The 21224-nt window shown below is 64.2% G+C and carries 19 protein-coding genes, 1 other RNA gene and 1 pseudogene; 7 read left to right on the forward strand and 14 right to left on the reverse strand.

The window, feature by feature from the left end; all coding sequences use genetic code 11:
• The first annotated feature begins 10 nt into the window (after positions 1 to 10).
• Positions 11 to 871, forward strand: a complete 861-nt coding sequence (locus AB3X96_RS06025) for an outer membrane protein assembly factor BamD (protein ID WP_176108643.1) — start codon at positions 11 to 13, stop codon at positions 869 to 871.
• Between the two features lie 93 nt (positions 872 to 964).
• Here AB3X96_RS06025 and rlmD read toward each other — a convergent pair whose 3' ends face one another.
• The 6 genes from rlmD to surE all read right to left on the reverse strand — a co-directional run bounded on the left by rlmD (position 965) and on the right by surE (position 7355).
• Positions 965 to 2395, reverse strand: coding sequence for a 23S rRNA (uracil(1939)-C(5))-methyltransferase RlmD (gene rlmD / locus AB3X96_RS06030; RefSeq protein WP_176368879.1), 1431 nt, complete (start codon positions 2393 to 2395; stop codon positions 965 to 967).
• Positions 2396 to 2548: 153 nt separating this feature from the next.
• Positions 2549 to 3325: a 3'-5' exonuclease gene (locus tag AB3X96_RS06035; RefSeq protein ID WP_176108645.1), complete on the reverse strand. Its 777-nt coding sequence runs from the start codon at positions 3323 to 3325 to the stop codon at positions 2549 to 2551.
• Between the two features lie 4 nt (positions 3326 to 3329).
• Positions 3330 to 4418, reverse strand: coding sequence for an RNA polymerase sigma factor RpoS (gene rpoS, locus AB3X96_RS06040; RefSeq protein ID WP_368588981.1), 1089 nt, complete (start codon positions 4416 to 4418; stop codon positions 3330 to 3332).
• An 11-nt stretch (positions 4419 to 4429) separates the two neighbouring features.
• Positions 4430 to 5380, reverse strand: a complete 951-nt coding sequence (locus AB3X96_RS06045) for a peptidoglycan DD-metalloendopeptidase family protein (RefSeq protein WP_176368878.1) — start codon at positions 5378 to 5380, stop codon at positions 4430 to 4432.
• 5 nt (positions 5381 to 5385) lie between these two features.
• Positions 5386 to 6600 carry a protein-L-isoaspartate(D-aspartate) O-methyltransferase gene (locus tag AB3X96_RS06050; RefSeq protein ID WP_368588982.1) on the reverse strand — a complete coding sequence of 405 codons (1215 nt, stop codon included), beginning with the start codon at positions 6598 to 6600 and terminating at the stop codon, positions 5386 to 5388.
• Positions 6597 to 7355, reverse strand: coding sequence for a 5'/3'-nucleotidase SurE (gene surE, locus AB3X96_RS06055; protein ID WP_013089351.1), 759 nt, complete (start codon positions 7353 to 7355; stop codon positions 6597 to 6599). The genes AB3X96_RS06050 and surE overlap by 4 nt, the downstream gene beginning before the upstream one ends.
• 224 nt (positions 7356 to 7579) lie before the next feature.
• Here surE and AB3X96_RS06060 point away from each other — a divergent pair, with 224 nt between their 5' ends.
• Positions 7580 to 8554 carry an NADPH:quinone oxidoreductase family protein gene (locus AB3X96_RS06060; protein WP_368588983.1) on the forward strand — a complete coding sequence of 325 codons (975 nt, stop codon included), beginning with the start codon at positions 7580 to 7582 and terminating at the stop codon, positions 8552 to 8554.
• Between the two features lie 78 nt (positions 8555 to 8632).
• Here the strand turns inward: AB3X96_RS06060 and AB3X96_RS06065 are convergent, their stop codons facing one another.
• From AB3X96_RS06065 to ffs, 8 genes are all read right to left on the reverse strand, one after another.
• Positions 8633 to 9457: an ABC transporter permease gene (locus tag AB3X96_RS06065; RefSeq protein ID WP_176108650.1), complete on the reverse strand. Its 825-nt coding sequence runs from the start codon at positions 9455 to 9457 to the stop codon at positions 8633 to 8635.
• 72 nt (positions 9458 to 9529) lie between these two features.
• Positions 9530 to 10342, reverse strand: coding sequence for an ABC transporter ATP-binding protein (locus AB3X96_RS06070; protein WP_176108651.1), 813 nt, complete (start codon positions 10340 to 10342; stop codon positions 9530 to 9532).
• A gap of 73 nt (positions 10343 to 10415) precedes the next feature.
• A complete protein-coding gene (locus AB3X96_RS06075) occupies positions 10416 to 11453 on the reverse strand; it encodes an ABC transporter substrate-binding protein (protein WP_368588984.1) in 1038 nt (345 codons plus the stop codon).
• 159 nt (positions 11454 to 11612) lie between these two features.
• A complete protein-coding gene (locus AB3X96_RS06080; RefSeq protein WP_368588985.1) occupies positions 11613 to 12854 on the reverse strand; it encodes a CaiB/BaiF CoA transferase family protein in 1242 nt (413 codons plus the stop codon).
• Between the two features lie 155 nt (positions 12855 to 13009).
• A complete protein-coding gene (gene recR / locus AB3X96_RS06085) occupies positions 13010 to 13606 on the reverse strand; it encodes a recombination mediator RecR (RefSeq protein WP_018418135.1) in 597 nt (198 codons plus the stop codon).
• A 141-nt stretch (positions 13607 to 13747) separates the two neighbouring features.
• Positions 13748 to 14074, reverse strand: a complete 327-nt coding sequence (locus AB3X96_RS06090) for a YbaB/EbfC family nucleoid-associated protein (RefSeq protein WP_008923976.1) — start codon at positions 14072 to 14074, stop codon at positions 13748 to 13750.
• A gap of 73 nt (positions 14075 to 14147) precedes the next feature.
• Positions 14148 to 16643, reverse strand: a complete 2496-nt coding sequence (locus tag AB3X96_RS06095; RefSeq protein WP_368588986.1) for a DNA polymerase III subunit gamma/tau — start codon at positions 16641 to 16643, stop codon at positions 14148 to 14150.
• 196 nt (positions 16644 to 16839) lie between these two features.
• Positions 16840 to 16938: signal recognition particle sRNA small type (gene ffs / locus AB3X96_RS06100), an RNA gene on the reverse strand.
• Positions 16939 to 17447: 509 nt separating this feature from the next.
• On the opposite strand from ffs, the gene trxA reads away from it, so the two are divergent.
• The 5 genes and pseudogenes from trxA (at position 17448) to AB3X96_RS06125 (ending at position 21126) form a co-directional block, all read left to right on the forward strand.
• A complete protein-coding gene (trxA, locus tag AB3X96_RS06105) occupies positions 17448 to 17774 on the forward strand; it encodes a thioredoxin TrxA (protein WP_013089343.1) in 327 nt (108 codons plus the stop codon).
• 284 nt (positions 17775 to 18058) lie between these two features.
• Entirely contained in the window at positions 18059 to 19327 is a 1269-nt protein-coding gene (gene rho, locus AB3X96_RS06110) for a transcription termination factor Rho (RefSeq protein WP_008921615.1), read from the forward strand.
• A gap of 151 nt (positions 19328 to 19478) precedes the next feature.
• Positions 19479 to 19836 (forward strand): annotated as a pseudogene (locus AB3X96_RS06115) (MFS transporter); the annotation flags it as partial.
• Positions 19837 to 19850: 14 nt separating this feature from the next.
• Positions 19851 to 20684: a zinc-dependent peptidase gene (locus tag AB3X96_RS06120; RefSeq protein WP_368588987.1), complete on the forward strand. Its 834-nt coding sequence runs from the start codon at positions 19851 to 19853 to the stop codon at positions 20682 to 20684.
• 178 nt (positions 20685 to 20862) lie between these two features.
• Positions 20863 to 21126, forward strand: a complete 264-nt coding sequence (locus AB3X96_RS06125; RefSeq protein ID WP_012400355.1) for a type B 50S ribosomal protein L31 — start codon at positions 20863 to 20865, stop codon at positions 21124 to 21126.
• Positions 21127 to 21224: the final 98 nt, after the last annotated feature.

Below are 21224 nucleotides of genomic sequence, written 5' to 3' on the forward strand. Positions count from 1 at the left end.
AGACTGGAAAATGCGAGCCTTGAACACCATCACTGAAGCGGCGATCAATTTGGCGGCCATCAAGAAGGCGGCCCGGAAAGTGGCCGGATACATTGCGTGCGCCGCGGCCGTCGTCGCTGTTGCGGCTTGCCACGGCCTGCCGGAGAAGACCGACGAAACGGCAACGTGGAACAACAACAAATTATATACGGAGGCGAACGACGCCCTGACCGGTGGTGACTGGGGCAAGTGCGCGAAGTATTTCGAGCTTCTCGAGGGCCGCGACCCGTTCGGCCACTTCGCCCAGCAGGCGCAAATCAACGTCGCGTACTGCAACTGGAAAGACAACGAAAACGCCGCCGCCGACCAGGCCATCGACCGCTTCATCCAGTTGCACCCGGATCACCCGGACATCGCCTACGCGTATTACCTGAAGGGCATGATCCACTTCAATGACGACCTCGGTCTGTTCGGCCGCTTCTCGGGCCAGGATATGAGCGAGCGCGATCCGAAGTCGCTGCGCGAGTCGTATGACGCGTTCAAGGTCGTGGTGGACCGCTTCCCGAACAGCAAGTACGCGCCCGACGCTGCGCAGCGCATGCGCTACATCGTGAACGCGCTGGCATCGCACGAAGTCCACGCGGCGGACTACTACTACCGCCGCGGCGCCTATGTCGCCGCGATCAACCGCGCGCAGCTCGCCTTGCGCGAGTACAAGAACGCGCCCGCCATCGAAGACGCGCTGCACATCATGATTCTGTCGTACCAGAAGCTGAACAACCAGCAACTCGCTGACGACACGCGCCGCGTGCTGGCCGGCACTTTCCCCGACAGCCCGTACGTGACCGGCCACGCACGGCCCGGCACGGCGAAGTCGTGGTGGCAGTTCTGATTCCCCACGCGCCGACGGCACACTGACCGTCGTCTGAAAACGAAAACGCCACGACCTCGGTCGTGGCGTTTTCGTTTGTGCGCGCCGCGAGACTCAATCGCGCTCGAACAGCGCAATCGATTCCACGTGCGACGTATGCGGGAACATATTGACGACGCCCGCGCCCACCAGCCGATAGCCGGCCTCATGCACGAGCAGTCCGGCATCCCGCGCGAGCGTGCCCGGCGCGCACGACACGTAGACGATGCGCTTCGGCAGCGGCCCGTTGCCGCTCTGCGCGATCTCCGCGAGCGCCTTCGCGATCGCGAGCGCGCCTTCGCGCGGGGGATCGACCAGGAACTTGTCGAAGTGGCCGAGCGCGCGCAGGTCGTCGGCGGTGACTTCGAACAGATTGCGGCACGCGAACGACGTATGCCCGGCGACGCCATTGAGCTCCGCGTTCGCGAGCGCGCGCTGGGTCAGCACTTCGCTGCCCTCGATGCCGACCACTTCCCGCGAAATTCGCGCGAGCGGCAGCGTGAAATTGCCGATCCCGCAGAACAGGTCGAGCACGCGGTCCGTGCGCGCCGGCGCCAGCAGGCGCAACGCGCGGCTCACCAGCACACGGTTGATCGCGTGATTGACCTGGGTGAAATCGGTCGGCTTGAACGGCATGCGAATGCCGTATTCCGGCAGCGTGTAGTCGAGCTGCACGTCGAGCGGATAAAGCGGCGTGACTGTGTCGGGACCACCCGGCTGGACCCAGAACTGCACCTTGTGCTCGTCCGCGAACTCGCGCAGCACCTGCTCGTCCGCGGCTGTCAGCGGTTCGAGGTTGCGCACGACGAGCGCCGTGACTGAGGAGCCGACTGCGAGCTCGAGCTGCGGCATACGGTCGTAGATCGACAGCTTGCGGACCATGAAGCGCAGCGGCATCAGCATCGCCGACACATGCGGCGGCAGCACCTCGCAGGTCTTCATATCGGCGATATAGCTGCTCTTCTTCTCGTGAAAGCCGATGCGCATGCCGCCGCGCTCCGGCAGATAGCGCACCGCGAGCCGCGCGCGATAGCGATAACCCCAGGACGGCCCGTGAATCGGCCGGAACACCGTTTCGGGGCGCAGCTTCGCCAGATGCTGCAGGTTGTCCTCGAGCACGCGCTGCTTGACCGCCACTTGCGCGCGCATGTCCAGATGCTGCATCGAGCAGCCGCCGCAGATGTTGAAGTACGTGCATTTCGGCGTCGTGCGGATCACGCTTTCGCGGAACACCTGGACGACTTCGGCCTGCTCGAATTTCGGCTTGCTGCGATGCGTCGAATAACTGACGAGTTCACCCGGCAGTGCGCCCTCGACGAACACAACCTTGCCTGGCGTGCCGTCTTCACTCGCGGTGCGGCCCACGCCGCGCGCTTCCATATCGAGCGAAACGATTTCGATGACCGGTTCGTTGCCGGTAATGACGGGCGCCGGCGCCGGGGCGTGCGCCTTCGCATGCTTCGATGAGCGCCGCGGCGAGCGACGTTGGGGGGCAGTTCGGGACACCTGCGGACTTCCTGACAAACTATGGGGAAAGGCGAGATTGTAGACCAAGCGCCGAGCCTGCCAGTGGCGTGGTCTGGACCACGCCCGGAGCGCGTGTGGATCGCGGTCCGGATCGCGGCGCGGCGCCCCAGCGGACGCGCTACTCGCGCGCCGTTACGGCTCGAACGCCGCCAGATACTCGGCCCACTGTGGCGCGGTCTCCAGCGCCAGCGCATTCTTCACGAGGTTGATCTCATCAGCATACTCCGACGGCGAAAAGCCGCCGCGCATCAACTGGAAGCGGCAATACAGCAGATACGTATTGACGACGTCGGTCTCGCAGTAATTGCGGATTTCCTCGATGCGCCCTTGCTGGAACGCCTGCCACACCTGACTGCCGTCCATGCCCATCTTGCCCGGAAAGCCGCACATCTTCGCGAGCGCGTCGAGCGGCGCGTTAGCGCGCGCCTGGTACATTGCGAGCACGTCCATCAGGTCGGTGTGGCGCGCGTGGTAGCGGCTGATATAGTTGTTCCACTTGAAGTCGCGGTCGTCCTCGCCGAGATCCCAGAACCGGTAGGCCGGGATGCCGTTGACGAGCGCGCGATAGTTGAGCACCGGCAGATCGAATCCGCCGCCGTTCCACGACACGAGCTGCGGCGTGTACTTTTCGATCACGCGATAGAACGACTGCACGAGCGTCGCCTCGCCGTCCTCGGGCGTGCCGAGCGAGCGCACGCGAAAACCGTTGTTGTCGCGGAACACGCAGGAAATCGCCGCGACCCGTTGCAGGTGATGCGGCAGAAAATCGCTGCCGGTTTTTTCCCGGCGCGCGGCGAACGCGTGCTCGGCGACATCGGCGTCGCTCATCGACGCGGGCAAATCTTCAAGACGGCGGATGCCGGCGACATCGGGAATCGTCTCGATGTCGAAAACAAGAATCGGTGTCATCAGGTCAGAGAACGGCGTCTTTGCGGACACCGTTTGAGGCGAAGAAGCGCTTGAGCCGCACCAGCGCTTCCTGTTGGATCTGGCGCACACGCTCGCGCGTAAGGCCCATTTCGTCGGCCAGCTCCTCGAGCGTGGCGGGCTCGATATGATTCAGACCGAAGCGCCGCTCGATCACATGGCGGTGCTTGTCCGACAAACGCGCGAGCCATGCGCGTGTCAGCGTTTCGAGCTCGCGATGCTGCACCTCGGCGTCTGGCGACTGGCTCTGGTCGTCCGACAGCAAATCGAGCAGGCTGCTCGCCGGATCGAGGTCGAGCGGCGCGTCTAGCGACGCGGTGTGCTCGTTCAGCGCGAGGATGTCGGTGACTTCGTCGGTGGTCTTGCCGGTCAGATAGGCGATGTCGTCGATGCTCGCGTCGCGGCGCTCGGCGGCTTCGCCCGAATTCATCGAGTTCTTTTCCAGATGGCGCTTCGCGCGCAACACCTGGTTGAGCTCACGAATCACATGCACCGGTAGCCGCACGGTGCGGGCCTGGTTCATGATCGCGCGCTCGATGCTCTGGCGAATCCACCACGTCGCGTAAGTCGAAAAACGGAAGCCGCGCGTCGGATCGAATTTTTCGATTGCGTGCATCAGGCCGAGATTGCCCTCCTCGATCAGATCGAGCAGCGGCACGCCGCGATTCAGATAACCCTTGGCAATGCTGACGACCAGCCGCAGATTGCGCTCGATCATCACCTGCCGCGCTTCGAACTCGCCGGCCTTGGCAAGGCGCGAATATTTCTGCTCTTCCTCGACGGTGAGCAGCGGCTTCACGCTGATGCGGTTTAGATAATGCTGGATCGTGTCGGCCGTGAGTTCGGCCTGCAGCAGTGCGCGGAAATCGTCGGCGTCGGGCACAGCGTCGCCGGTGCTTTCGCGCGCTTCGGAGCCCTCGCTGTCGTCGAGGCCGCTCTGGCGTTCGTCGAGATCGCGCTCCTCGACGATCTCCTCTTCCACTTCCGAAGCGCCGCTTTCGTCCACTGCGGCGGACGTGACTTCGCTGATCGTCTCAGACTCGGCTTGCGGCGGGCGGCGCTTCGATTTCGGCATGGTCGTATCGCTTATTGCGGCGGCAAGTACTTCAGTGGGTCGACTGGTTTACCCTGTCGGCGAACTTCGAAATGCAACATCACGCGGTCGGAATCGCTATTGCCCATCTCAGCGATCTTCTGCCCTTTCGTTACCGCGTCCCCCTCTTTTACCATCAAAGCGCGGTTGTGTGCATACGCGGTGAGATAAGTTGCATCATGCTTGATGATAATGAGATTGCCGTAACCACGCAGCCCATTTCCCGCATAGACGACGCGACCATCGGCCGACGCTTTAACCGGCTCGCCCGCGGAGCCGCCGATATTGACGCCTTTGTTGGTCGAGTCGTTGAACGTGTTGAGCAGCGGACCGCGCACCGGCCATGCAAATGCTACGTTGCCCGCCGCCGCGCTGCCGAGCTCGGCGTTCGCCGCAGAGGAATTGGCCGGAGGCGCAGCTACCGCGCCGTTCGCGGGCGTACCGTTCGTCGCGCCGCCGTAGAGCGGCGGCATCGCGGCGCCGACCGCGGCCGGCGCGTTGCTGTTCAGCGGCGCGCTTTGCACCGCGCCCGTGCTGCCGATCGGCGCGGTCGACACGCCCGGCGTCATGGCCGCGGTATTCGCACCCGGCGGCACGACGCGCAGCAGCTGGTCGACTTCGATCTGATTCGGATTGGTCAGGTTGTTCCACGTCGAGATGTCGCGGTAATTCTGGCCGTTTTCGAGCGCAATGCGGTACAGCGTATCGCCCGGCTTCACGCGATAGTAACCGGGCGGCGGCGGACCGAGCGGCACCGCCGGTTGCGCCGCGCCCTGCGCGGTGGAGAGCACGCCCCCGCCGGAGCGGTCGACGACGGGCGCCTGGTCGAGCCGGGATGCACAGGCCGTCATCAACAGGGACAAGGCGAGCACGCACACGCTGCGCTGGGTTACGGTCAGGGGGGTATTCGGGGTGGTTCTCTGCATCGCGCGCAACATACTCATCGGTGTCAAATCACTCCGGATTTTAAGGGTACAAAGAAAACGCGATCAAGCCGCGACTCGCGCCATTGCGCGGGCCCGAGGCGCTCGACCAGCGTCAGCACCTGGCTCTGTCCTTCCTGCGAGCCGACCGGCGCAACCAGACGTCCGCCGATCGCAAGCTGCTCGAGCAGCGCCTGTGGAACGTCGAGCCCGGCAGCCGCGATCACGATCGCGTCGAACGGCGCCGCCGACGGCAAACCGAGCCGCCCGTCGCCGTAATGCAGCCGGATATTCGGAATGCGCAGCGGACGCAGATTCGTCTTCGCGCGCTCGGACAGTGGCTTGATGCGTTCAATCGAATAAACCTCGCGCGCGACCTGGCTCAGCACCGCTGCCTGATAGCCGCAACCAGTGCCGATTTCGAGCACCGTGTTCGGCGCGCGCCCGGCCGCCGCGAGTTCGATCATCCGCGCGACCACGGACGGCTTCGAGATGGTCTGGTGATGACCGATCGGCAGCGCGGCATCTTCGTACGCCTGGGCCGCAAGACCCGGATCGACGAACATGTGGCGCGGCACCGCCGCCATCGCGTTCAGCACACGCTGGTCGCTGACGCCATTGGCTCGCAGGCGTTCGACCATCCGTTCGCGAACCCGTTCCGAGGTCAACGCGAGGGCGTTGTTCATCGCGCTGCTGCTTGCGCCGCCGAATGCGCCGCTCATCGCACCGGCTGGCGCGGCGTTCGACCCGGGTTTCGCGCTTTGCTGCGGTTGCGGCTGAAGTGGCGGTGTCGGACGTGCGCTGGGTGCAGACGCACGCGTCGAGGTTTTGCCTGGCTTGACCGACGACTTCGGTGATTGCATGACAGGCTGACCCGCCAATGCGCTGGACAACGAGTTCGCCGTTGTCTTTGCGACTGGCGCGGCCTGCGGCTTCGGCGGCATCCCTCCGGTGGTTCCGGTTGGCGAGCCCAACGTAGCGCTCTGCGTCTTCGCCTGGGGAATCACCTGGGGTCGCGTCGCCGGCGTTGACGTTGTTTGCGCCGCAGCGGAGGTCCTCGCTTGCGCCCGTGCGGCCGCGCCGCCCTGCGTCGGTTTCGCCGACTGCTGCCGCGCATTCAACGCCGCGCTCGCCGCGAGCGCCGCCGCGCGCATCTCCCCCGGACGTCCCTCGGGCCGGCGCGGTTCGCGCACCAGGTCCTCGAGACCTAGCGGAAAGCGCTTCGCGCGCTCGCCGGTCATGAACTGCCGCTCCCGGCGCGTAGCCAGTCGCGCGCCGCGGGCAGCATTTGCGTGTAGGTCAGATCGAGCTGCAGCGGCGTGATCGACACGGCGCCGTTCGCGACCGCGTGGAAGTCCGTGCCTTCGCTCGCGTCGCGCGCCTGGCCCGAGGCGCCGATCCAGTAGATCGGTTCGCCGCGCGGATTGGTTTGGCGGATCACCGGCTGCGACGGATGACGTTTGCCGAGTCGGGTGATCTCCCAGCCGCGCAGTTGGTCATACGGCAGGTTAGGAATATTGACGTTCAGCAGCGGATGTCCCGGCAACGGCCGCTCGAGATAATGCGCGACGATTTCGGCGGCAACGCGCGCCGCGTCTTCGAGATGCACCCAGTCTTTGTCGACCAGCGAAAACGCGATGGCCGGCACGCCGAACATGATGCCTTCGGTGGCGGCCGCGACGGTGCCGGAATACAGCGTGTCGTCGCCCATGTTCTGGCCGTTGTTGATACCCGACACGACGAGGTCCGGTGTATGGTCGAGCATGCCGGTCAGTGCGATGTGCACCGAGTCGGTCGGTGTGCCGTTCACGTAGTAGAAGCCATTCGCCGAACGCAGGACCGAGAGCGGCCGCCACAGCGTCAGGGAATTCGACGCGGCGCTGCAGTTCTGTTCGGGAGCCATCACGGTGACGTCGGCGATCGGCTTCAGCGCTTCGTAAAGCGCGGCGAGGCCCGGCGCCAGATAACCGTCGTCGTTGCTGAGTAGGATTCGCATGCGCCGATTGTAACCGAGGAAAGATGGCACGCGAACGACATGGTCGGCGTCTCTGCATGGCGCGCACGAGCGTCGTGCGAGCCGGGTTTATTCAGGTGCGCGGAGCTTGTGCCGAACGCAAGGATGCTGCTTTGAGCCGCAATCCGCAGCGCAATGAATCGTACGGTCGTGCGCTTTGCTTTACACTCGAAACCGTTGCGAACCCTGAACGATATGGAGCCACGATGCGCGCGATTCGCTGCAAACAGTACGGGCCGCCCGAGAGCCTGGTCGTCGATAACCTGCCGGATCTCGAACCGCCGCCAGGCCATGTCGTGATCGACGTGAAGTCCGCAGCCGTCAATTTTCCCGACGGGCTGATCATCGAGAACAAATACCAGTTCAAACCGCCGCTGCCGTTCACGCCGGGCTCGGAAGCCGCGGGCATCGTGCGCGCGGTGGGCGAAGGCGTCACGCAGTTCAGGCCCGGTTCGCGCGTGGCCGCGTTCATCGGCTCCGGCGGTTTCGCCGAACAGGCGCTCGCACCCGCCGCAGCCTGCGTGCCGCTCGACGACGATGTGTCGTTCGAACTCGCGGCCGCGTTCACGCTCGCATATGGCACCTCGCATCACGCGGTGGTCGATCGCGGCGCGCTGCAGCCTGGCGAGACGATGCTCGTGCTAGGCGCGGCCGGCGGCGTCGGCCTCGCGGCGGTCGAAATCGGCAAGGCGCTCGGCGCGCGCGTGATCGCGGCGGCATCGAGCGACGAAAAGCTCGCGACCTGCGTCGAGCACGGCGCGGACGCGACGATCAACTACAGCAGCGAGGATCTGCGCGAGCGCATCAAGGCACTCACCGACGGCAAAGGCCCGGACGTGATCTACGACCCGGTCGGCGGCGTGTATGCGGAGCCGGCGTTTCGGAGCATCGGGTGGAGGGGGCGTTATCTGGTGGTCGGCTTTGCCAACGGCGAGATCCCGAAGCTGCCGCTGAACCTGATGTTGCTCAAGGGCGCGAGCGTAGTCGGCGTATTCTGGGGCGATTTCGCGAGGCGTGAGCCGCAGCGCAACCGCGCGGCATTCGAGCAGATGACCGGCTGGATTCGCGAAGGCAAGCTCAAGCCCTATGTGTCCGCCCGCTATTCCCTCGACGACACCGGCCGCGCGTTGCGCGACATGGCCGAGCGTCGCGTGATCGGCAAGGTGGTCATCACGCCGTAGCGCAAGCAATCAGGCAGCATGAAAAACGGCGCGGCGCCCGAAGGCGATTTCGGACACCGCGCCGCTTGCGATCTACGCTCACAGCTTCTCGGTATCTCCGGTGCGCGGCTGCCACTTCATCAAACGCCGCTCCGCGATCCCGACGATCGCGTCGAGAATCAGCGCGAACGCGGTGAGCACCAGAATGCCCGCGAACACGGTGTTGATGTCGAAGGTGCCTTCGGCCTGCAGGATCAGATAGCCGACGCCGCGCGCCGAACCCAGATACTCGCCCACCACCGAACCGACGAACGCCAGCCCCACCGACGTATGCAGGCTCGAAAACACCCAGCTCATCGCGCTCGGCAGATAGACGAAGCGCAGCAGCTGTTTGCGGTTCGCGCCGAGCATGCGCGCGTTTGCGAGCACGACCGGGCTCACTTCCTTCACGCCCTGGTAGACGTTGAAGAACACGATGAAGAACACCAGCGTGACGCCGAGCGCGACCTTCGACCAGATGCCGAGGCCGAACCACACGCCAAAGATCGGCGCGAGAATCACGCGCGGCATCGAGTTCGCGGCCTTCACGTACGGATCGAACAGCGCGCTCGCGGTCGGCGCGAGCGCAAGCCACAAACCGACGCCGAGCCCGATCGCGGTGCCGAACACGAACGCGAGCACGGTCTCGACGAGCGTGATCCACAGGTGCAGGTAGATCTCGCCGCTCGTGAACCACTCCCAGATCCGCTGCAGCACTTTCTGCGGCTCGCCGAAGAAGAACGCCGCCTTGTTCGGATCGTCGAAATAGAACGGCGGCACCAGCGTCGGACTCGTCAGCACGTACCACAGCACGAAGCACAGCACGAGCAGCAGCCACTGCCAGATCACCAGATTCGCCCGGTTTGGGCGCAACGTCTTCCACATGACTTGGATTGCCTCGGACGATTGTTGAACGCGTCTTCTCTGTTAATGCGCATGCAGGGATGCGCGACACGCTTAAACAGCAGTCAGTTGCTGCTGATACCCCTTGAGCACTTCATCGCGCAGCACGCCCCAGATCTGCGCATGCAATTCGACGAAGCGCGGATGCGAACGGATTTCGGCGACATCGCGCGGCCGCGGCAGATCGATCCGGAACTCGCCGATCGGATGCGTGGCGGGGCCGGCCGACAGCACGACCACGCGATCCGACATCGCGATCGCTTCGTCGAGATCGTGCGTGATGAAAAGCACCGCCTTGCGTTTCGCGGCCCAGAGGTCGAGCAGTTCGTTTTCCATCAGCTGCCGAGTTTGAATGTCCAGCGCGGAAAACGGCTCGTCCATCAGGATGATGTCGGGATCGAGGATCAGCGTTTGCGCCATCGCGACGCGCTTGCGCATGCCGCCCGACAGCTGATGCGGATAGCGGTCGCCGAAGCCGCCGAGCCCAACGCGCTTCAACCACTCTTCGGCCTTCGCGCGCGCGTCTGCGGCCGACATGCCGCGAAACGACAGGCCGGCCATCACGTTGTCGAGCGCCGAGCGCCACGGCATCAGCGCATCGGCCTGAAACATGTAGCCCGCGCGACGATTCAGGCCATCGAGCTTTTCGCCGAACACGCTGACCGCGCCCGTGGACGGCTGCAGCAGCCCCGCGCCGATGTTCAGCAGCGTGGACTTGCCGCAGCCAGTCGGCCCGACCACCGACACGAACTCGCCCGGCTCGATACGCAGCGTCGTGTCTTTGACCGCTGTGTAGCGCTGCGCGCGGTTGTCGCGCGCGGCGAACGTGCAGGTGATGTTTTCGAGCGCCAGGGCAGCAACGGTCATCGTACGGCTCGCTTCAGGAATCGGGTTTGCGGGGAGATGTCGCGGCGACGCTGGAGACCGCGCGCCGCGTCGTTTATGCCTTGACAGTCGTCAGCGCCTTCTTCACGAAGTCGTTGGTCCACGTTTTCGACAGATCGATCTGCGCGTTCTGGATCATCGGATCGAACGCTTTCAGCGTCTTCAGCGACGTCGCGGCGCCGTCGGCGGGCATCAGGCCGTTGGGCGACATCGCTTCGCGCACGTGCTGCCACGCGTGGAGATAGAGTGCGCGGTCGCCGAGCAGATAGCTCTCCGGCACCGTATTGATCAGTTCGCTGCCGCTCGCGTTCTGCAGCCACTTGAGCGCGCGCACCATCGCATTGGTCAGCGCCTGCGTGGTGTTCGGGTTCTTCGTGATGAACGACTGCGACGCGTACAGGCAGCCCGCCGGCATGTCGCCGCCGAACACGGTGTGCGTGTCGGCGAGCGTGCGCGTATCGGACACGACGCGCACTTCGCCGGCGCGCTCGAGGCGCGTGACGACCGGATCGAGATTGGCGATCGCGTCGATCTGGCCGGACTGCAGCGCGGCGATTGCACCGGCACCCGCGCCCACGCCGATGAACGCGACGTCTTTCGGACTGAGCCCGGCTTTCGCGAGCACGAAGCTCGCCATGATCGACGTCGACGAACCCGGCGCGGTCACACCGATCTTCTTGCCCTTCAGATCGGCGATCGACTTGAAGTTCGACATCGTCTTCTTCGACACCGCGAGCACGATCTGCGGCGCGCGGCCTTGCAGCACGAATTCGCGGAACATCTGCTTTTGCGCCTGCAACAGAAGCGTGTGTTCGAACGCGCCGGAGACCACGTCGGCGCTACCGCCGACTGCCGCCTTCAGCGCCTGCGAGCCGCCCGCGAAGTCGGAAATCTCGACTTCGAGCCCTTCGTCCTTGAAGTAGTTGCGGCGCTCGGCGATCGTCAGCGGCAGGTAGTAGAACAGGTTCTTGCCGCCAACCGCGATGGCGACCCTGGTGGTCTCGGGTTTGGCCTGCGCGAAAGCGAACGGTGTGGCCGCGAGAGAGGCGCCCGCGAGCGCCGCACCGCCGGCGAGGAAGGTTCTGCGTTGCATGGTCCGTTGTCTCCAGATTTTTTTAGTCCGGCTTTTGACCGCCCGGGTGCGCGTTGCGCACGCGCTTGGGCACGGTGTGTGGCTTGTCGGTCGCGCGGAGCCGATCGTACGTCAGCGCCGCGCTTTAAGCGCTCTTCTCAATGCGTTGCACTGTGCGCATCAGACGATCTGTTGCGCCCGCAACCGCGCGATGCCATCAGCATCATAACCCAGTGATTGAAGGACTTCATCGGTATGTTCACCCAGTTCCGGCCCTAGCCAGCGCGTCTCGCCGGGCGTCGCCGACAGCTTCGGCGTGACCGTGGGCAGCGTGATTTCCTTGCCGTCCTGCCACTTGAAACGCTGGATCATCTGCCGCGCGATGAACTGCGGATCGGTGAACATATCGGCGACGCTGTAGATGCGGCCCACCGGTACATCCGCCGCGTTCAGCACCGCGAGCGCTTCGTCGATCGTGCGCGTGGACAGCCACGCGGCGATCGCGGCGTCGATTTCCTGGGTGCGCGGCACGCGGCCGTCGTTATGAGCGAGCGCCGGATCGTTCGCGAGATCGTCGCGTTCGATCGCGATCATCAGCCGCTTGAAGATCGGATCGCTATTGCCGCCGATCACGATGCTGCCGTCGCGGCACGGATACGTATTGGACGGCACGATGCCCGGCAGCGACGCGCCGGTACGCTCGCGCACCATCCCGTAGACACCGTATTCGGGCACCACGCTTTCCATCATGTTGAAGACGGCCTCGTACAGCGCGACGTCGACGACCTGCCCCCTGCCGCCGTTCACCTGCTTGTGATGCAGCGCCATCAGTGCGCCGATCACGCCGTGCAGCGCGGCGATCGAATCGCCGATCGAAATGCCGATGCGCGGCGGCGGCAGATCCGGATAGCCGGTGATATGGCGCAGACCGCCCATCGATTCGGCGATCGCACCGAAGCCGGGCCGGTCGCGATACGGACCCGTCTGGCCGTAGCCCGACAGACGCACCATTACCAGACCGGGGTTCTCGGCGGACAGCACGTCGTAGCCGAGCCCGAGTTTTTCGAGCAGCCCCGGCCGGAAATTCTCGACGACGATATCGGCCTCTTTCGCGAGCCGCCGCACGATCTCTTTGCCCTCTTCGGCTTTCAGGTTGATCGTGACGGACTTCTTGTTGCGCGCCTGCACGGCCCACCACAGCGACGTACCGCCCACTTCCGGATACAGCTTGCGCCATTTGCGCAGCGGGTCGCCGCCTTTGGGGTCTTCGATCTTGATGACGTCGGCGCCGAATTCGCCGAGAAAACGCGCAGCGAACGGCCCGGCGATCAGCGTGCCGAGTTCCAGCACCTTGACGCCGGCGAGCGGACCGCGTGCGTCATGCGGTGCGGTGCTCGCGCCTGAATCGGGGGTGGCGCTCATGAGTCTCCTTTGTCGGCCAGAGTTGGTGCACAGCGCTTACTCTGATCCCCTGCAAGTGGGTTGCATTATTTTGTATCGCCGTGCGCACGGTTCTGCACGTCTCGCGACGACGCGTGTCTTCACTGGTGCGGCGCCGGCCAACGCAAGCCGCATGGCTACATCGAACGACGGTCGAGCATCGCGCGCGCGATCGTGCCCGCGTCGACATATTCGAGCTCGCCGCCCACCGGCACGCCGCGCGCGAGACGCGTGACGGCAAGGCCGCGCGCCTTCAGCGTCTGTCCGAGGTAATGCGCGGTGGCCTCGCCTTCGTTGGTGAAATTGGTGGCCAGCACGACTTCCTTGACGACGCCATCCGACGCGCGCTTCACGAGCCGGTCGAAATGGATCTCCTTCGGGCCGATGCCGTCGAGCGGACTCAACCGCCCCATCAGCACGAAATAGAGGCCGCGATAGGTCATCGTCTGTTCGAGCATGATCTGGTCGGCCGGCGTTTCGACGACGCACAGCAGCGACGGATCGCGCTCCTCATCGAGGCAGACCTCGCAGATCTGCGCTTCGGTAAACGTGTTGCACTTTTCGCAGTGACGCAGATGCTCGGTCGCGAACAACAGCGAGCGGCCGAGCTTTTCGGCGCCTTCGCGATCGTGCTGCATCAGGTGATACGCCATGCGTTGCGCGGACTTCGGCCCGACACCGGGCAGCGCGCGCAGCGCTTCGACGAGCGCCGACAGGGCGGAAGGTTGTTTCATGCGGATCGGCGTCGACGTGGGTGGTGCTCGGGTGGGCGAATCGGGATGCGGAGTGGTGCTCGGACCGGGGCGCGCTTTCGCACCGCGGCAATGAACCGCCGCGGCGCTCAACCGCTCAGCCCGGTCTCAATCAGGGCAGGTTCAGAACGGCAGCTTGAAGCCCGGCGGCAGCGGCAGGCCGGCGGTCATGCCGCCCATCTTTTCCTGCGCGGTCGCCTCGGCCTTGCGCACGGCGTCGTTGAACGCGGCGGCGACGAGATCTTCCAGCATGTCCTTGTCGTCCGCGAGCAGGCTCGGGTCGATCGACACGCGGCGCACGTCGTTCTTGCAGGTCATCGTCACCTTGACGAGACCGGCACCCGACTGCCCCTCGACTTCGATCTGCGCGAGTTGCTCCTGCATCTTCTTCATGTTTTCCTGCATCTGCTGGGCTTGCTTCATCAGCCCGGCGAGTTGGCCTTTCATCATGGACGTGCTCCTTCTAGATAGCGTGAAAGCTGGCATTCCGGCGCCGCGCTGCGACGACGCCGCGAACGATGGATCAGTGGGCCGGCGCCGCGCCGTTCGGAGCGGCGTCCGGGGTAATCGGGCGGATCGAGCCCGGCACGATGCTCGCGCCGAATTCGCGAATCAGCGACTGCACGAACGGATCCGCGCTGATTTCGCGCTCGGCCTCCTGCTGGCGCTGCGCGCGCAGCTTCGCGTCGTGCGCTGCAGCGGTACGGCGCGCCGGGCCGACTTCGACCTGCACCTCGACGTTCTGGCCGAGCCGCTCGACGAGCGCTGCTTTCAGTTTAGCGACCTGCGACGCTTCCGCGTATTGCGGCACCGGCACGTTGAGTTTCAGCGTGCTGCCTTCGAGCGTCATCAGTTCGCTATTGAACGCAAGCTGATACGAGATGCCCTTCAGCGGCAGATCGACCGCGAGCGCGGGCCAGTCGCCGGTGAAACCGAGCGGATCGAGCGGCACCGCGGGCGGCAGCGGGCGTGTGTCGACGACCGGCGCCGGTGCGGCGGCCTGCGTGGCCGGGCCGCCCATGCGGACGTCGTCGGGGCCGTGGTCGAACACCGGCACGAAGTTGTCGTCTGGCGGAATGAAGTACGCGTCGTCCGCGGCCGACAGCGGCATGTAGTCGTCGGGCGGCATGTCGTCCCAAGGTGGGCTCGACGGGCTGGTCTGTTGCGCGTTGCCGCTTGCGCCGGTGTGGGCGTCTCGGATCGGCGCAGCCTGCACGGCGCTGTCTTGCGACGCGCGGCGTGGCGCACCGGAGGTCGGCACCGGCACGACCACGCGCGGCGCGGCGGGTTTCGGGGGGACCGGCGTGGCCGGCTTCGCGGCCGCGGGCGTGTTGGGGCGGCCACGGTCGGACGATACTTTCATGCCGGCGTTGCGCAGTACGTCGAGCGCGGCGCTCGCGCCGCCCGCGCGACGCGGCGCGGAGTCGGCCGAGGCCGCCGGTGCCGGCGTTGAAGCGGGTGCAGCCAATTCCTGGCGCGCTTCCGGCTCCGGTGGCGTTGCCTCTTCCGCGCGGGCCAGCGCGCTCGGCGCGGACGCAGGGGCGAGGTCAGAAGCTTGGTTCGAGACCGGCGCAGTCGAACCGGCGATCGCGGCGCCATCATTCGGGGGCGAGTCTTCCCAAGGTGCCAGCGGACGTGCCGACATAGCCGGTGCGTCTGTCACGCGCGCTGCTTCAGCTTGCGCGGTGTCGGCTGCGGGCTTCGCGATCGGCTTTACAACCGGCGCGGTCGATTTCATCGCATCGCCCGGTTCCTCGCCGGCGACGCCCACCTGAGGTCCGCGAGCCGGCGCAGCGGCCGCCATGGCCGTCGCGGATGAAGGCGACAGCGCGCGCAGCGCGGCAACCGTCGGTGCACCAGAACGCTTCGCACCGGCGCCGGCCGCACCGGTCTGCGCGCCAGCGGCTCCCGCCGCCCCACCTCCGCCGCCTGTCGGCGCCGGCTCGAACGCGAGCATGCGCAGCAGCGTCATCGTGAAGCCCGCGTATTCGTCGGGCGCGAGGCCCAGCTCGCTTCGGCCGATCGTTGCGATCTGATAGAACAGTTGCACCTGCTCGGCGCTCAATGTGTCGGCGAAGCGGCGCAAGTCGGCCGCCTCCGGCCATTCGTCGAGCACCGACGAAGGCGCGAACTGCGCCCACGCGATCCGATGCAGCAGGCTCGCCAGATCCTGCAGCGCCGTCGAAAACGACAGGCTGCGCAAGGCCATTTCATCGGCGACCGCGAGCACCGCCGCGCCGTCGCCCTGCGCGAGCGCGTCGAGCAGGCGGATCAGATAGCTTTGGTCGAGCGCGCCGAGCATGCCGCGCACCGCGTCTTCGCTGACCTGGTTCGCCGAATAGGCTATCGCCTGATCGGTCAGCGATAGCGCGTCGCGCATCGAACCGTCGGCCGCGCGCGCGAGCAGGCGCAACGCCTGCGCCTCGTGAGGCACGTTTTCTTCGCCGAGAATGCGTTCGAGATGCGACACGATATGGCCGGCCGGCATCTGCTTCAGATTGAACTGCAGGCAGCGCGACAGCACGGTGACAGGAATCTTCTGCGGGTCGGTGGTCGCGAGGATGAACTTGACGTGCGGCGGCGGCTCTTCGAGCGTCTTCAGCATCGCGTTGAACGCGTGGTTCGTCAGCATGTGCACTTCGTCGATCATGTAGACCTTGAAGCGCGCATCGACGGGCGCATACACCGCGCGCTCGAGCAGCGCGGCCATTTCATCGACGCCGCGATTGCTCGCCGCGTCCATCTCGACGTAATCGACGAAGCGCCCTTCATCGATCTCGCGACACGCACGGCACACGCCGCATGGCGTCGACGTCACGCCGGTCTCGCAATTGAGTGCCTTCGCGAAGATGCGCGACAGCGTGGTCTTGCCGACGCCGCGCGTACCTGTAAACAAATAGGCATGGTGCAGACGGCCGCCGTCGAGCGCATGGGTGAGCGCGCGCACCACGTGCTCCTGTCCGACGAGCGAAGCGAAATCCTTCGGCCGCCATTTGCGTGCGAGAACTTGATAGGTCATGCGGAAATTGTATCAGTAACAATGGCGCGCAAAACCGATTCGGCAAGACGCGCGAACGCGCGACACGGCCACGACGATGCTCAGTCCGAACACGGCGAACGATCAATATTGAAGCGGGGAATACTATGAAGGACAGCTATGAAGGACAGCCTGCGGAGAATCCGTGAAAACGGCCGCGGAGAAAGAAGCAAAGGAAGGTGACGAGCCCGACCCTCGGCACTGGTGGAAAACGGCTGTGGCTGCTTCGTTCCCGACCTGACCAGGTTGACCATCCCTCCATGCGAGGAGGCCCGTCACGAAAGATTCTATCATTGCCGCGCGCATTGTGCGACTGTTGATATGCGCAAAACGCGAACGACGCTCCGCTTCGAACCGCTTCATACTGTTAACGTCCGCTTGCTGCACGCCGCCCGACGTCATCCCAGCCGCCGCGACGACACCCGCCACGCAAGGCGCTTGAGTTCGCCGGGCCCGCCACCATTTAGATTGCAACGCGGTATCCGTGTGCCGCAGATACCGGCCGACGCCGCGGCGACGACCTATTAGCCCCACTGACCTAATGAGTACTATCGCCATCGGCAACGCATAGCGAATTAAGCTACACTGCCAGTTGAAAGACCCGCATACGCGACTCTTTCCGCGCATTGCGTGAAAATCCGGCATTTTTTCAGACGGTTTTTCTGATTTTCACAGGCATGCGCGGCGAGTCTCCGGATGCGGCAAAGCGAACGGAAATTTTCCCGGTTTTTGACGTATCGTGGCGAGCAATTCAGGCGGGCCTCGAACCGACAGAGGTATTCATAAATGAGCGAACAAATTAAGCATATTAGCGACGCATCGTTCGAACAGGACGTCGTGAAATCCGATAAACCCGTGCTGCTCGATTTCTGGGCCGAATGGTGCGGTCCCTGCAAGATGATCGCGCCGATCCTCGACGAAGTCGCGAAGGACTACGCCGATCGTCTGCAAGTCGCGAAGATCAATGTCGACGAGCATCAGTCCACGCCGGTCAAGTTCGGCGTGCGCGGCATCCCCACGCTGATCCTGTTCAAGAATGGCGCCGTCGCCGCTCAGAAGGTCGGCGCTCTGTCGAAGTCGCAACTCACCGCGTTCCTCGACGGCAACCTGTAAGACATACAGAAGCACGTCGCGGCGCTCGCGGGTCGATCGCGCGCCGCGAGGAGTTGAGAATCGGGCGCATCGGTGGATGCAAACCACCGCGCCCGCCGGTCAAGCGTGTTGTCAACCGGCAACACGCTTTACGACAAAGATGCCACTCCGCCGCACTGGCGGAAATTGGCGTGTGCTATGCTAGAATCCAGAAAACGTCGAAAAGACGTGTAAGTCTTTGAGCGGTTCCGCTCACCCTCCTCCCAGATTTCATTTCGTCGCACCTTCTCCTGCGGGTTCTCCGTATGCATTTATCCGAGCTTAAGACTCTGCACGTGTCCCAATTGATCGAGATGGCCAATGGCCTCGAGATCGAAAGCGCGAACCGCCTGCGCAAGCAGGAATTGATGTTCGCCATTCTAAAAAAACGAGCCAAAGCGGGCGACACGATCTTCGGCGACGGCACCCTCGAAGTGCTGCCGGACGGTTTCGGCTTCTTGCGTTCGCCGGAAACCTCCTACCTCGCCAGCACGGATGATATCTACATCAGCCCGTCGCAAATCCGCCGCTTCAATCTGCATACGGGCGACACGATCGAAGGCGAAGTGCGCACGCCAAAAGACGGCGAGCGCTATTTCGCGCTGGTGAAGGTCGACAAGGTCAACGGCCAGCCGCCGGAGGCCTCGAAGCACAAGATCATGTTCGAAAACCTGACGCCGCTGCACCCGAACAAGGTGCTGCTGCTCGAACGTGAAATGCGTGGCGAAGAGAACGTGACGGGCCGCATCATCGACATGATCGCGCCGATCGGCAAGGGCCAGCGCGGCCTGCTCGTCGCCTCGCCGAAGTCGGGCAAAACGGTGATGCTTCAGCACATCGCGCACGCAATCAAACAGAACCATCCCGACGTCGTGCTGTTCGTGCTGCTGATCGACGAGCGCCCGGAAGAAGTGACGGAAATGCAGCGTTCGGTGGCAGGCGAAGTGATCGCCTCCACGTTCGATGAACCCGCCGCGCGTCACGTGCAGGTCGCCGAAATGGTGATCGAGAAGGCCAAGCGCCTCGTCGAAATGAAGAACGACGTCGTTATTCTGCTCGACTCGATCACCCGTCTCGCGCGCGCTTACAACACGGTGGTACCGGCCTCCGGCAAGGTGCTCACGGGTGGGGTCGACGCGAACGCGCTGCAGCGTCCCAAGCGCTTCTTCGGCGCGGCGCGCAACATCGAGGAAGGCGGATCGCTGACCATCATCGGCACGGCGCTGATCGAAACCGGCAGCCGGATGGACGACGTGATCTACGAAGAGTTCAAGGGCACTGGCAACATGGAAGTGCACCTGGAGCGCCGTCTCGCCGAGAAGCGCGTCTACCCGTCGATCAACCTGAACAAGTCGGGCACGCGCCGCGAAGAGTTGCTGATCAAGCCCGAAGTGCTGCAGAAGATCTGGGTACTGCGCAAGTTCATTCACGACATGGACGAAGTCGAGTCGATGGAATTCCTGCTCGACAAGATCCGCCAGACGAAGAGCAACTCCGAGTTCTTCGACATGATGCGTCGTGGTGGCGGCAGCTAACGCGCGACGTTCGTGCTGGCCGTAGCGGCCGGCAACTGTACAGCATGAAAAACCGCTCGCAGATTGCGAGCGGTTTTTTTTGGCCAGCTATATCGGGGGTGGCGTCAATGCACCGCCGGATGAGCTCGCGTGGGCGTCGAGCGCCTTTGCGCTCGTGTTGCTGTTCATCGCGCAGCTAGTCGCGAATCTGACTTTCCGCATCTTCGCGATCGAAGAGTTCACGTACGGCTACCGGTTGAAAAACATCGTGTGGCAGCTGACCATCTCCTTCGCGACCGCCTCGGTGATCATCATCGAACAGCACCGGCTCGCGCTGCATCAAAGTCGCCTCGCGGAGTCCGTGAATCCGTACAATTCGGTCTACCAGAACACGCTCGCGAATCGCGACGATCGGCCGGTCGGTCGCGCAGCAGGCCAATTTCCTCGCGTCGCTCGACGGCTTCCATTTTCTGATCGGCGTCACGATTTGCGGCGGCCTGTTCGCCGCGTGGCAAAAACAGATCGACTGAAGGTGGGCTCAAGCATGCTGTCGAAACTCACGAACTGGCTGGGCACACGGCGTCGCGAGCGCGCGCTGCGCGATTACGCGATCGACGATTCCTTATGGCTCGCAACACTCGCCGGCCTGCCCTTTCTCACACATCTGGAAGCCCCCGATCTCGCGCGGCTACGCGAGCTGACGAGTCTCTTCCTCGCGCAGAAGGAATTCTCGACCGCGCACGAGCTCGAACTGACCGATGCGATGACGGTCGGCATCGCCGCGCAGGCGTGCCTGCCGGTGCTGAACCTGAGCCTCGATCTGTATCGCGGCTGGGTTGGCGTAATCGTCTATCCGGGCGAGTTCGTGATCCGCAAGACCGTCGAGGACGAAGACGGCGTCGTGCACGAGATCGAACACGACGCCAGTGGCGAGGCGTGGGAAGGCGGCCCTGTGGTGCTGTCGTGGGAAGACGCGCAGATGACCGACGGCAGCGACGCATACAACGTCGTGATCCACGAGTTCGCGCACAAGATCGACATGCTGAACGGCGAAGCGGATGGCCACCCGCCGCTGATGCGCCGCTGGCACGCGCCGCTCGATGCGCAGGCATGGGCCGACGTGTTCGACCACGCATACGATCATTTCTGCGCGAAAGTCGACGCTGTGCCCGAGCGACGTTGGACGCGTTTCGAACGCGAGTCGCTGATCGATCCGTATGCGGCGGACCATCCGTCGGAATTCTTCGCCGTGTGCAGCGAGGCGCTGTTCGTGAAGCCACAAGCGTTCGAGGCGGAGTATCCGGAACTGTACCGGCTGCTCGCGCGCTACTATCGGCAAGACCCTGCGCGCGTCGGATTGACGTTCACGCCGGTTTGAGACGCTGCAAACGGGCGCCGCTTGCGCCGCAATAGAATCTAGTGGCAGAAAAATCGCCAAGCGACTGATTTTCTGGCATAATCGCGGTTTTTCGACCGTAGGCAAGTGGCTCGCGCCTGAAGGCAGTCTAAATTAAGACTGCACGCGGGTTGGCTACCGCCAGATTAAAGGAAAGACCATGAAAGAAGGCATTCACCCGGATTACCGCGAAGTCCTGTTCATCGATATGTCGAACGACTTCAAGTTCGTGACGCGCTCGACCATCCAGACGCGCGAAACCGCGGAATTCAACGGCAAGACCTACCCGCTCGCAAAGATCGAAGTGTCGTCGGAATCGCACCCGTTCTACACCGGCCAGCAAAAGATCATGGACACGGCCGGCCGCGTCGAGAAGTTCAACAAGAAGTTCGGCGCCCGCGCTTCCGGCAAGGCAGCAAAGTAATACCGCAACGGTGCCGGCTTCCGGCCGGCAACGGAGCAAACAGAAAGGGCAGCGCGAGCTGCCCTTTTTTGTCGCCTGCGCGTGGGCGGCCGCTGGTT

Source organism: Paraburkholderia sp. BR13439 (genome assembly GCF_040948805.1).
In the GTDB taxonomy this organism is placed as follows: Bacteria; Pseudomonadota; Gammaproteobacteria; order Burkholderiales; family Burkholderiaceae; genus Paraburkholderia; species Paraburkholderia youngii.

Coding starts and splice junctions, on each gene's coding strand:
- AB3X96_RS06070 (WP_176108651.1), bottom strand. CDS start 10,342: ATGACCGTTGCTGCCCTGGCGCTCGAAAACATCACCTGCACGTTCGCC.
- AB3X96_RS06090 (WP_008923976.1), bottom strand. CDS start 14,074: ATGATGAAAGGCCAACTCGCCGGGCTGATGAAGCAAGCCCAGCAGATG.
- AB3X96_RS06035 (WP_176108645.1), bottom strand. CDS start 3,325: ATGACACCGATTCTTGTTTTCGACATCGAGACGATTCCCGATGTCGCC.
- AB3X96_RS06125 (WP_012400355.1), top strand. CDS start 20,863: ATGAAAGAAGGCATTCACCCGGATTACCGCGAAGTCCTGTTCATCGAT.
- recR (WP_018418135.1), bottom strand. CDS start 13,606: ATGAAACAACCTTCCGCCCTGTCGGCGCTCGTCGAAGCGCTGCGCGCG.
- AB3X96_RS06045 (WP_176368878.1), bottom strand. CDS start 5,380: ATGAGTATGTTGCGCGCGATGCAGAGAACCACCCCGAATACCCCCCTG.
- AB3X96_RS06065 (WP_176108650.1), bottom strand. CDS start 9,457: ATGTGGAAGACGTTGCGCCCAAACCGGGCGAATCTGGTGATCTGGCAG.
- AB3X96_RS06120 (WP_368588987.1), top strand. CDS start 19,851: ATGCTGTCGAAACTCACGAACTGGCTGGGCACACGGCGTCGCGAGCGC.
- AB3X96_RS06050 (WP_368588982.1), bottom strand. CDS start 6,600: ATGACCGGCGAGCGCGCGAAGCGCTTTCCGCTAGGTCTCGAGGACCTG.
- AB3X96_RS06060 (WP_368588983.1), top strand. CDS start 7,580: ATGCGCGCGATTCGCTGCAAACAGTACGGGCCGCCCGAGAGCCTGGTC.
- rpoS (WP_368588981.1), bottom strand. CDS start 4,418: ATGCCGAAATCGAAGCGCCGCCCGCCGCAAGCCGAGTCTGAGACGATC.
- AB3X96_RS06025 (WP_176108643.1), top strand. CDS start 11: ATGCGAGCCTTGAACACCATCACTGAAGCGGCGATCAATTTGGCGGCC.
- surE (WP_013089351.1), bottom strand. CDS start 7,355: ATGCGAATCCTACTCAGCAACGACGACGGTTATCTGGCGCCGGGCCTC.
- AB3X96_RS06095 (WP_368588986.1), bottom strand. CDS start 16,643: ATGACCTATCAAGTTCTCGCACGCAAATGGCGGCCGAAGGATTTCGCT.
- rho (WP_008921615.1), top strand. CDS start 18,059: ATGCATTTATCCGAGCTTAAGACTCTGCACGTGTCCCAATTGATCGAG.
- AB3X96_RS06080 (WP_368588985.1), bottom strand. CDS start 12,854: ATGAGCGCCACCCCCGATTCAGGCGCGAGCACCGCACCGCATGACGCA.
- AB3X96_RS06075 (WP_368588984.1), bottom strand. CDS start 11,453: ATGCAACGCAGAACCTTCCTCGCCGGCGGTGCGGCGCTCGCGGGCGCC.
- trxA (WP_013089343.1), top strand. CDS start 17,448: ATGAGCGAACAAATTAAGCATATTAGCGACGCATCGTTCGAACAGGAC.